The following is a 324-nucleotide window of genomic DNA, read 5'->3' as shown; positions in this document are numbered from 1 at the left end:
AAGGCGGCTGGCTGGCACCGAGGGTCACGGTGTATCACGACGTCACCATCGGCAAGCGCGTGGTCATTCAGTCGGGTGCGGTGATCGGCGGCGAGGGCTTTGGCTTCGCCAACGAGAAGGGCATCTGGCGCAAGATCGCCCAGATTGGCGGCGTTACCATCGGCGATGATGTGGAAATCGGCGTCAACACGGCGGTCGACCGTGGCGCGCTGTCGGACACGCGCATCGGCGATGGGGTCAAGCTGGATAACCAGATCCAGATCGCCCACAACGTGCAGATCGGCGACCACACCGCCATGGCTGCGTGTGTCGGGATTTCCGGCA

Annotated in this window: 1 pseudogene; it reads left to right on the top strand. The window is 63.9% G+C overall.

Features of this window, described 5'->3' with window-relative positions:
- Positions 1-324 (top strand): annotated as a pseudogene (locus tag QWI17_RS04820) (UDP-3-O-(3-hydroxymyristoyl)glucosamine N-acyltransferase); the annotation flags it as partial.

Origin of the sequence: Gilvimarinus gilvus (genome assembly GCF_030518155.1) — a bacterium.
Taxonomy (GTDB): Bacteria; Pseudomonadota; Gammaproteobacteria; order Pseudomonadales; family Cellvibrionaceae; genus Gilvimarinus; species Gilvimarinus gilvus.
The sequence above is the reverse complement of the archived record's forward strand: the minus strand, read 5'-3'. Positions and strand labels throughout refer to the sequence as shown.